Consider the following 9,830-nt stretch of genomic DNA (forward strand, 5'->3'; position numbering starts at 1 on the left):
ACAACCTGAATAGTGACGAGTTTACTTGACAGATTGCAGGATTCGTCCTGTAATCAAGCACAAAGGGCGGCTACGGCCGCCCTTGTTTAAGCTGTTAGCTAATTTTTGCCTTGAAGGAAACCGGAGGAATAATGACCAAGTCAGAATTGATTGAAAGACTTGCCAGCCAGCAATCTCACATTCCGGCGAAAGCGGTGGAAGATGCTGTTAAAGAAATGCTGGAACATATGGCCTCAACGCTTGCTCAAGGTGAGCGCATTGAAATCCGCGGTTTCGGCAGCTTCTCTCTGCACTATCGAGCACCTCGCACCGGACGTAACCCGAAAACTGGTGATAAAGTCGAACTGGAAGGTAAGTACGTTCCGCACTTTAAGCCCGGGAAAGAATTACGTGACCGCGCCAATATTTATGAAGAGTAAGTTGCACGACGTGCAACCTGCCTGACGATAAAAAAAGCACCTTCGGGTGCTTTTTTTGTGCCCGCGATTTACCTCCTCCTTCGCAAAAAAACTGTGCCTGACTGCAACAGATGTGAATGTCTGGAACGCGCTGCGCAAGCCTGAACTCGGCGGCAGGACGCCCCCGTTGCTTTGCGTAACACTGCCTGCTCACAGGGAGGTGTTTATGCGTCTACCATGGCTTGCCGGATGCGCCATCATCGGTATGCTGCCGCTACTCTGGTTACCCGCCTTGCCGGGTCCGCGTATTTTGGCAGGCGCGTGCTTCATGGCGTTGCTGTTGACCCGCCTGCATGGAACAGCCATGGCTTGTGTGGCGATGACGCTTCTGCTGATGGTCTGGGGAGTATTGAGCGGACATCAGGCGCTGTGGCCTGCGCAGCACCTCTCCGGCGCCACCCGGCAGGCGGAAGTGATCCTCAGCGAGACGGATGGCCAGGCTCAGCACCGTGGTCAGATTGTGCGGCTGGCGGGTCGCTACCTGTTTCCCCCGGTTGGCGTGACGCTGTACGGTGAACTTGCACCTGCACCCGCCTGTGCGGGTCAGCACTGGCTGATGACGCTGCGCCTGCGCCCGGTACACGGGCAGCTCAATGATGGGGGCTTCGACAGCCAGCGTTATGCGCTGGCGCAGCACCGGCCGCTGAGCGGGGGAATTGTCGCAGCTTCCGCGCTGGATCCCCGCTGCAGCCTGCGCGCCCGCTATCTGGCGTCGCTGACCCGACGGCTGCAGACTTATCCCTGGCATCCGGTGATGCTGGGACTGGGGATGGGGGAGCGGCTGGCCCTGCCGACGGCGATTAAAGTCCTGATGCAGAACACGGGCACCTCTCATCTGATGGCCATCTCCGGTCTCCATATTGCCCTCGCAGCTTCCCTTATCGTGCTCATGCTGCGCGGCGTGCAGTATATTCTCCCGGGCCGCTGGATCGGCTGGCGGTTGCCGCTGCTGGCCGGGCTGGCCGGCGCCGTCGGTTACGGCTGGCTGACCGGCATGCAGCCGCCGGCGCTGCGGACTTGCGTAGGGTTGGGCGTGTGCTGCGCCTTACGCTTGTCGGGGCAGCGCTGGACGGCGTGGCAGGTGTGGCTCTGCTGTCTGGGGGCGATACTCGTTGCCGACCCGCTGGCGGTGCTGTCGCAAAGCTTGTGGCTATCCGCCTTCGCCGTGGCGGGGCTGATCTTCTGGTTTCAGTGGGTACCGCTTCCTGTCGGCCGCTGGCGCTGGCCGTGGAAAGCACTGTTCGCCCTCGTTCATTTGCAGGCTGGCGTGACGCTGCTGCTGGCGCCGCTCCAGCTCCTGCTTTTCCATGGAGTTAGCCTGACGTCCATGGCCGCCAATTTGCTGGCGGTACCCCTGGTGACCCTGCTGGCGGTGCCGCTTATTCTCGGCGCGATGCTGCTGCATCTCACGGGTCCGGGGATGGTGGAGTCGCTGCTCTGGCTGGCGGCCGATCGCGTGCTGGCGCTGCTGTTCTGGGGATTACGACATTTACCGGACGGCTGGCTGCCTCTTGACGCCCGCTGGCTCTGGTTCAGTAGCCTGCCGTGGCTGCTGGTGATGGGCTGGCGTTTTCAGAGCTGGCGGCATTTCCCGGCCCTGTGTCTGAGTGTACTGCTTTTGCTGATGCGGCCCTTCTGGAGGCAAATTCCCGCAGACGAATGGCGGGTGACGATGCTGGATGTCGGGCAGGGGCTGGCGATGGTGATCGAGCGTCACGGCAAGGCGCTCCTGTATGATACCGGGCCTGCATGGCCGCAGGGCGACAGCGGTCAGCAGGTGATTATCCCGTGGCTGCGCTGGCATCATCTGCAGCTGCAGGGCATTGTGCTAAGCCACGAACATCTCGATCATCGCGGCGGCCTTGATTCAGTGCTGCAGGCATGGCCGCAGGCGTGGGTGCGCAGCCCTTTACGCTGGGCGCGTCATCTGCCGTGTCATCGCGGCGAGCGCTGGCAATGGCAGGGACTCAATTTCCAGGCCCTGTGGCCGCTGCCGGGCAGCACGGCAAAGGGTAATAATCACTCCTGCGTGGTGAAGGTGGATGATGGTCGCTCCAGCATCCTGCTCACCGGCGATATAGAACGTCAGGCAGAGCAGGCGATGATCAGCCGTTACTGGCAGCATCTGACGTCTACACTTATCCAGGTTCCGCACCACGGTAGCAACACCTCGTCCAGCGAGCTGCTGGTCCGCCGGGTAGATGGCGCGGCCGCGCTGGCTTCTGCTTCGCGCTACAATGCATGGCGGATGCCTTCGCACAAGGTGGTTCAGCGCTACCGCCAGCAGGGGTATCGCTGGTTAGCCACGCCGCAGCAGGGACAGATAACGGTGGTTTTTTCCGCAGAAGGGTGGCAAATCCACAGCTTACGGGATCAAGTTTTACCTCGTTGGTATCATCAGTGGTTTGGCGCGCCCGCCGATAACGGGTAGAATATGCGGCTATTTCAACACAAGCTGGTTTATTGAATGCAGAACGATAAAGATCTCTCCACGTGGCAGACCTTCCGCCGACTTTGGCCGATTATCGCGCCGTTTAAAACCGGGCTAATCGTCGCGGCGGTGGCGTTAGTGCTTAACGCGGGCAGTGACACCTTCATGTTATCGCTTCTTAAACCGTTATTGGATGATGGTTTTGGTAAAACGGATCGCTCAGTGCTGCTATGGATGCCGCTGGTGGTTATCGGGCTGATGGTGCTGCGTGGGATCACCAGCTACATCTCGAGCTATTGTATTTCCTGGGTTTCCGGCAAAGTCGTGATGACCATGCGTCGTCGCCTGTTCGGCCACATGATGGGCATGCCGGTGTCCTTCTTTGACAAGCAGTCTACCGGGACGCTGCTGTCACGCATTACCTATGATTCTGAGCAGGTCGCCTCATCCTCTTCCAGTGCCTTGATCACCGTGGTCCGCGAAGGGGCATCCATTATCGGCCTGTTCGTGATGATGTTCTATTACAGCTGGCAGCTGTCGCTGATCCTGATCGTACTGGCGCCGATTGTGTCGGTGGCGATCCGCGTGGTCTCCAAGCGTTTTCGCAATATCAGTAAGAATATGCAGAACACAATGGGGCAGGTCACCACCAGCGCCGAGCAGATGCTGAAGGGTCACAAAGAAGTGCTGATGTTTGGTGGCCAGGAAGTGGAAACCAAACGTTTTGATAAGGTCAGCAATAAAATGCGCCTGCAGGGGATGAAGATGGTGTCAGCCTCGTCTATCTCTGACCCGATCATTCAGCTTATCGCATCGCTGGCGCTGGCCTTTGTCCTGTATGCCGCCAGCTTCCCGAGCGTGATGGATACCCTGACCGCCGGGACCATTACCGTGGTCTTCTCCTCGATGATTGCGCTGATGCGCCCGCTGAAGTCGCTGACCAACGTCAATGCCCAGTTCCAGCGTGGGATGGCCGCGTGCCAGACGCTGTTTGCGATCCTCGATTCCGAGCAGGAGAAAGACGAAGGTACGCGGGTCATTGAGCGGGCGAAAGGCAATCTCAAGTTTGAAAACGTCACATTCACCTATCCGGGGCGCGAAGTGGCCGCGCTGCGCAATATCAATCTCGATATCCCGGAAGGGAAAACGGTCGCGCTGGTGGGGCGCTCCGGGTCGGGTAAATCGACCATCGCCAGCCTGATCACCCGCTTCTACGATGTTGACGACGGCCAGATCCTGCTGGATGGTCACGACCTGCGCGAGTACAAGCTGAGCTCGCTGCGCGATCAGGTGGCGCTGGTGTCACAGAACGTGCATCTGTTCAACGATACCGTCGCCAACAACATTGCCTATGCGCGTACCGAAGAGTACAGCCGCGAGCAGATTGAAGAGGCCGCGCGAATGGCCTACGCCATGGATTTCATCAACAAGATGGACAATGGTCTGGATACGATCATCGGCGAGAATGGCGTAATGCTGTCCGGTGGTCAGCGCCAGCGTATTGCTATCGCCCGTGCGCTGCTGCGTAACAGCCCGATCCTGATCCTTGATGAAGCTACCTCGGCGTTGGATACCGAGTCCGAGCGTGCCATTCAGGCGGCGCTGGATGAGCTGCAAAAGAACCGCACCTCGCTGGTTATCGCCCACCGTCTGTCGACCATTGAACAGGCTGATGAAATCGTGGTGGTTGAAGACGGGCGGATTGTGGAGCGCGGAACTCACCACGATCTGCTGGAGCATAAAGGCGTGTACGCCCAGCTGCATAAGATGCAATTCGGCGAATGATCGCGCGCATCTGGTCCGGGGAATCGCCGCTGTGGCGCCTGCTGCTGCCGCTCTCCTGGCTGTATGGCCTGGTGAGCGCGGTGATTCGCCTCAGCTATCAGCTGGGGTGGAAAAAAGCCTGGCGCGCGCCGGTGCCGGTGGTGGTGGTCGGTAATCTCACGGCCGGCGGCAATGGTAAAACCCCGGTGGTGATCTGGCTGGTGGAGCAACTGCAGCAGCGCGGTATTCGCGTGGGGGTGGTCTCTCGCGGCTACGGCGGTAAAGCCGACCGCTACCCGCTGGTATTAACTGACCGGACCAGTACGGCGCAGGCGGGTGATGAGCCGGTGTTAATTCATCAGCGCACTGGCGCGCCGGTGGCGGTTTCTCCGCTGCGCAGCGACGCGGTGAAAGCGCTGCTCAGCGCGCACGATCTGCAGATTATCGTGACCGACGACGGGTTGCAGCACTATAAGCTCGCGCGGGACAGAGAAATTGTCGTCATCGACGGTGTGCGTCGCTTTGGCAACGGCTGGTGGTTGCCTGCCGGGCCGATGCGCGAGCGGGCCTCGCGCTTGCAAAGCGTTGACGCGGTTATCGTTAACGGCGGTGTGGCGCGTCCGGGGGAGATCCCGATGCAACTGCGTCCCGGAAGGGCGGTTAACCTGCTCACCGGCGAACGTCGCGATGTCTCCACCTTCACGAACGTGGTGGCGATGGCCGGCATCGGCCATCCGCCGCGCTTTTTCGCCACCCTCGAAAGCTGCGGTATCCAGCCGGTCAAAACCGTGGCACTGGCGGACCATCAGGCGTTGAGCCAGTCCGATGTCGCCGCCCTGGCGACCGCCGATCAGACGCTGCTGATGACCGAGAAAGATGCCGTGAAATGTCGCGATTTCGCCGCCGCGAACTGGTGGTATTTACCGGTCGACGCCATAATGGCCGATGAACGTGCACAGCGGTTGCTTGCGGACCTGGCGACGTTGGCGCAACGTTAACCATCGCGCCGGCTTTGCTCGCCGCTGTGCTGGAATTCCTGACGGAGAACCTGCATGTCGGTATTGCAATTTTCGCTTAACGAGGCGCGCCACCTCCATCTCGCGGCGCAGAGGTTGTTAAAAAAGCCCCGGCGTCGCGCTCGCCAGAATGACATCCTTTCCACCATCCAGCAGATGTCGCTGCTGCAAATCGATACCATCAACGTGGTGGCCCGTAGTCCCTACCTGGTGCTGTTCAGCCGCCTCGGCAGCTATCCGCAACACTGGCTGGATGAGTCGTTGCGCAGCGGCGAGCTGATGGAATACTGGGCGCATGAAGCCTGCTTTCTGCCGCGCAGCGATTTCGCCCTGGTGCGCCATCGCATGTTGAATCCCGACAATATGGGCTGGAAATATCATCGAGCGTGGATGCACGAGCATGCCGGGAGTATTGCAGAGCTGCTGGCGCACATCGGGCAAAATGGCCCGGTCCGCTCGGCGGATTTTTCCCACCCACGCAAAGGCGCCAGCGGCTGGTGGGAATGGAAACCGCATAAACGCCATCTGGAAGGGCTGTTTACCGCCGGCGAAGTGATGGTGGTGGAACGGCGCAATTTTCACCGCGTGTATGATTTAACCCAGCGGGTGATGCCTGACTGGGACGACGAACGTGACGCGCTTTCCCGCGACGCGGCTGAAGCCATTATGCTGCGCAACAGCGCCCGCAGCCTCGGTATCTTTCGCCCCCAGTGGCTGGCTGATTACTATCGCTTGCGCCAGCCGTCGCTACCGGGTCTGCTGGCTGCCTGGCAGGAAGAGGGCCTGGTGGTGCCGGTTAACGTGGAAGCACTCGGCGAGATGTGGTTGCATCGCGACGCGCTGGCGCAGCTTGAGTCAGCGCCTGGCGGTAAGCTGATCGCCAGCCATAGCGCCGTGCTTTCTCCTTTTGACCCAGTGGTCTGGGATCGGAAACGCGCTGAGCAACTCTTCAACTTCAGCTATCGCCTGGAGTGCTATACCCCGGCACCGAAGCGGCAGTATGGCTACTTCGTACTACCCCTGCTGCACCAGGGCAAGCTGGTCGGGCGGATGGACAGTAAAATACATCGCAAAAGCCAGGAACTGGAAATCTTCTCTCTGTGGCTGGAGGAGGGGGTGAAGATCACCCGTGGCCTTGAGCAGGGGCTGCGCCGGGCGATTAATGACTTCGCGCGCTGGCAATCGGCGGAACGGATCTTGTGCCGGCGCCTGCCGGAAGGGCTGTTTGTCGGTCATGAGCAGGGGTGGGAAATCGACGCCGATTGATCCCGGCGCCGACCTTCCTGTGATATGCTGCTGAGAAATCTATCCGGTCCATCAGGAGGAAACATGGATCACCGTTTACTTGAAATCATCGCCTGCCCGGTCTGTAACGGTAAGCTGTATTACAGTCAGGATAAGCAAGAACTTATTTGCAAACTTGATAGTCTGGCGTTTCCGCTGCGCGATGGTATCCCTGTGCTGCTGGAGACAGAGGCGCGTCCGCTGGCGGTAGAAGAGAGTCACTCATGAGTTTCGTGGTTATTATTCCTGCGCGTTTCGCCTCCACGCGCCTGCCGGGAAAACCACTGCAGGACATTAATGGCAAGCCGATGATTGTTCATGTGCTGGAGCGCGCGCGCGAGTCCGGGGCGGATCGGATCATTGTCGCCACCGATCATCCGGACGTGGCCAGCGCCGTTGAAGCGGCGGGTGGTGAAGTGTGCATGACCCGCGCCGATCACCAGTCCGGCACCGAACGGCTGGCGGAAGTGGTGGAGAAGTGCGCATTCAGCGATGACACTATCATCGTCAATATTCAGGGCGATGAGCCGATGATCCCCCCGGCAATCGTCCGCCAGGTGGCCGAAAATCTGGCGTCCAGCGCCTGCGGAATGGCGACGCTGGCGGTGCCGATCCACGACGCGGAAGAGGCGTTTAATCCGAATGCGGTCAAAGTGGTGATGGATGCCCAGGGCTATGCGCTCTATTTTTCACGCGCCACCATTCCGTGGGATCGCGATCGCTTTGCCCACTCCCGGGACGCTATCGGTGATTCCCTGCTGCGTCATATCGGCATTTATGGCTACCGCGCCGGCTTTATTCGCCGCTATGTCAGCTGGGCGCCGAGCCCGCTGGAGCAGATTGAAATGCTCGAGCAGCTGCGGGTCCTGTGGTATGGCGAGAAAATCCATGTTGCCGTAGCAGCAGAAGTACCAGGCACCGGCGTCGATACCCCGGAAGATCTGGAGCGCGTCCGCGCTGAGCTGCGTTAACCCCCTGTCCCCTCCTTACAGGGGGGGGATATCCCCGCCGGTTTTTCGCTTTTTTTGCCCCTTTTTGATCTTATTCGATGACAACCCTGGTGCGGGCGCTCATTATGAAACCAGTAGTGTTCATAGGGGTAATCGACAATGGAACAGTTGCGAACCGAACTCAGTCACCTGCTTGGCGAAAAGTTGAGCCGGGTGGAGTGTATCAGTGAAAAAGCCGCTACGGCGCTGTGGTCCCTGTATGATGCGCAGGGAAACCCGATGCCGCTGCTGGCGCGCAGTTTCACCACGCCCGGTGTGGCGCGGCAACTGGCATGGAAGATCTCCACTCTCGCGCGCAGTGGTACAGTGCGCATGCCGGTGGTTTACGGCGTGATGACGCATGAAGAGCATCCTGGGCCGGATGTGCTGCTGCTTGAGCGCCTGCGCGGTGTTCCGGTGGAGGCCCCCACGCGTACGCCGGCCCGCTGGGAGCAACTGCAGGAGCAAATCGTCGAGGCGCTGCTCGCCTGGCATCGTCAGGACAGCGGCGGTTGCGTAGGGATGGTCGACAATACCCAGGACAATCTGTGGTCGAACTGGTACCGCCAGCGGGTAGAGATGCTATGGAGCACTCTGAACCTGTATCAGGATACCGGTCTCACGATGCAGGATAAGCGCATTTTGTTTCGCTCCCGCGAGTGCCTTCCGGAGCTGTTCCGCGATTTCAATGACAATGCCGTGCTGGTACACGGCAATTTTACCCTGCGCAGTATGCTGAAAGACCCACGCAGCGATCAGCTGCTGGCGATGGTGGGGCCGGGGATGATGCTATGGGCGCCACGCGAGTATGAACTGTTCCGCCTTGCAGAAGGCGGTCAGGCCGAGCAGCTGCTGTGGCGCTACCTGCAGCAGGCGCCGGTTTCAGAGGCCTTTGTCTGGCGGCGCTGGCTCTATCTGCTGTGGGATGAGGTGGATAGCCTGGTCAATACCGGGCGCTTTGATCGCACCCGTTTCGACCTCGCAAAAAAATCACTCCTGCCCTGGCTCGCCTGAGCTACCTTTCAGCCATTGCCAGACGCGACCGAGGGTTTCATAGCCGACCCGGTCGCTGTGCATCAGCCATACCGGGGAGGGGATGGCTCGCTCCCACGGATTAAGCGGCGAGGTCACCGCTAACTGATTTGCTGGCGCGGGCAGGGGATCCAGACCGGCATGACGAAAGAAAATCATCGCCCGTGGCAGGTGTGACGCCGAAGTGACCAGCAGGAAGGGGGCATCGCCGATGGCGTGCTTCACCGCCTGCGCTTCCTCTTCCGTATCTTTCGGTCGATCGAGCACAATGATATCGCTGCGCGGTACGCCGAGGCTCTCGGCCACTCTCGCCCCAGCTTCTGCCGTGCTGACGGGATTCGTTTTTGCCGCCGCGCCGGTGAAGATCATTTTCGACCCGGGATGCTCATGCCAAAGGCGGATACCCTCCGTCAGGCGCGGCAGGCTGTTATTGATAAGATTAGAGCTTGGTGCCCACTCTGGATTCCAGGTATAGCCGCCGCCCAACACTACCACGTAGCTCACCGGCTGCTCGCCGCGCCAGGTGGGGTAGCTATCTTCAATCGGTTTCAACAGGCTGTCGGCCACGGGCTGCAGGCTCAGCAGCGCCAGCAGCAACCAGCCGAGGCTCACGCATAGCTTTCCGGTACGTTGAAAGCGGCTGAACCATAACAGCGCGATCCCGATCCCGATCAGCAACAGCAGGGCGGGAAGCGGCAACAGCAGACCGCCGACGATCTTTTTTAGCGTGAAAAGCATGCCAGATGGTTCCTTTTTTAACCATATAACCAAAGTTATGTTCGGATCTTATAACAGATCGCTTCATTCTCGGCGTGGGTATGACAAAATAGCGGTTTTGTGTTGGCTTGTGGAGTCG

The 9,830-nt window shown here is 59.6% G+C and carries 9 protein-coding genes; 8 read left to right on the forward strand and 1 reads right to left on the reverse strand.

The features are described 5' to 3' along the window. Positions 1-131: 131 nt before the first annotated feature. The 8 genes from ihfB (at position 132) to CWM61_RS15095 (ending at position 8,956) form a co-directional block, all read left to right on the forward strand. On the forward strand, positions 132-419 hold the full coding sequence (gene ihfB, locus CWM61_RS15060) for an integration host factor subunit beta (protein WP_004100704.1): 288 nt from the start codon (positions 132-134) through the stop codon (positions 417-419). 205 nt (positions 420-624) lie between these two features. Then, positions 625-2,889, forward strand: coding sequence for a ComEC family protein (locus CWM61_RS15065; protein WP_100631475.1), 2,265 nt, complete (start codon positions 625-627; stop codon positions 2,887-2,889). Positions 2,890-2,925: 36 nt separating this feature from the next. Continuing rightward, positions 2,926-4,674, forward strand: coding sequence for a lipid A ABC transporter ATP-binding protein/permease MsbA (msbA, locus tag CWM61_RS15070; protein ID WP_061155178.1), 1,749 nt, complete (start codon positions 2,926-2,928; stop codon positions 4,672-4,674). Further along, on the forward strand, positions 4,671-5,651 hold the full coding sequence (gene lpxK, locus CWM61_RS15075) for a tetraacyldisaccharide 4'-kinase (protein WP_100631476.1): 981 nt from the start codon (positions 4,671-4,673) through the stop codon (positions 5,649-5,651). The genes msbA and lpxK overlap by 4 nt, the downstream gene beginning before the upstream one ends. Positions 5,652-5,705: 54 nt before the next feature. Continuing rightward, positions 5,706-6,935: a winged helix-turn-helix domain-containing protein gene (locus tag CWM61_RS15080; RefSeq protein WP_100631477.1), complete on the forward strand. Its 1,230-nt coding sequence runs from the start codon at positions 5,706-5,708 to the stop codon at positions 6,933-6,935. A 63-nt stretch (positions 6,936-6,998) separates the two neighbouring features. Beyond that, on the forward strand, positions 6,999-7,181 hold the full coding sequence (gene ycaR, locus CWM61_RS15085; protein WP_004201390.1) for a protein YcaR: 183 nt from the start codon (positions 6,999-7,001) through the stop codon (positions 7,179-7,181). Further along, entirely contained in the window at positions 7,178-7,924 is a 747-nt protein-coding gene (kdsB, locus tag CWM61_RS15090) for a 3-deoxy-manno-octulosonate cytidylyltransferase (protein ID WP_100631478.1), read from the forward strand. Before ycaR ends, kdsB begins: the two co-directional genes overlap by 4 nt. Positions 7,925-8,062: 138 nt before the next feature. After that, positions 8,063-8,956 carry a YcbJ family phosphotransferase gene (locus tag CWM61_RS15095; RefSeq protein ID WP_100631479.1) on the forward strand — a complete coding sequence of 298 codons (894 nt, stop codon included), beginning with the start codon at positions 8,063-8,065 and terminating at the stop codon, positions 8,954-8,956. Here the strand turns inward: CWM61_RS15095 and elyC are convergent. Continuing rightward, positions 8,933-9,712: an envelope biogenesis factor ElyC gene (elyC, locus tag CWM61_RS15100; RefSeq protein WP_100631480.1), complete on the reverse strand. Its 780-nt coding sequence runs from the start codon at positions 9,710-9,712 to the stop codon at positions 8,933-8,935. The two genes, CWM61_RS15095 and elyC, sit on opposite strands and share 24 nt — an antisense overlap. Between the last annotated feature and the right edge of the window lie 118 nt (positions 9,713-9,830).

The sequence above is a fragment of the Klebsiella sp. K-Nf6 genome, from assembly GCF_002806655.1.
GTDB lineage: Bacteria > Pseudomonadota > Gammaproteobacteria > Enterobacterales > Enterobacteriaceae > Klebsiella > Klebsiella variicola.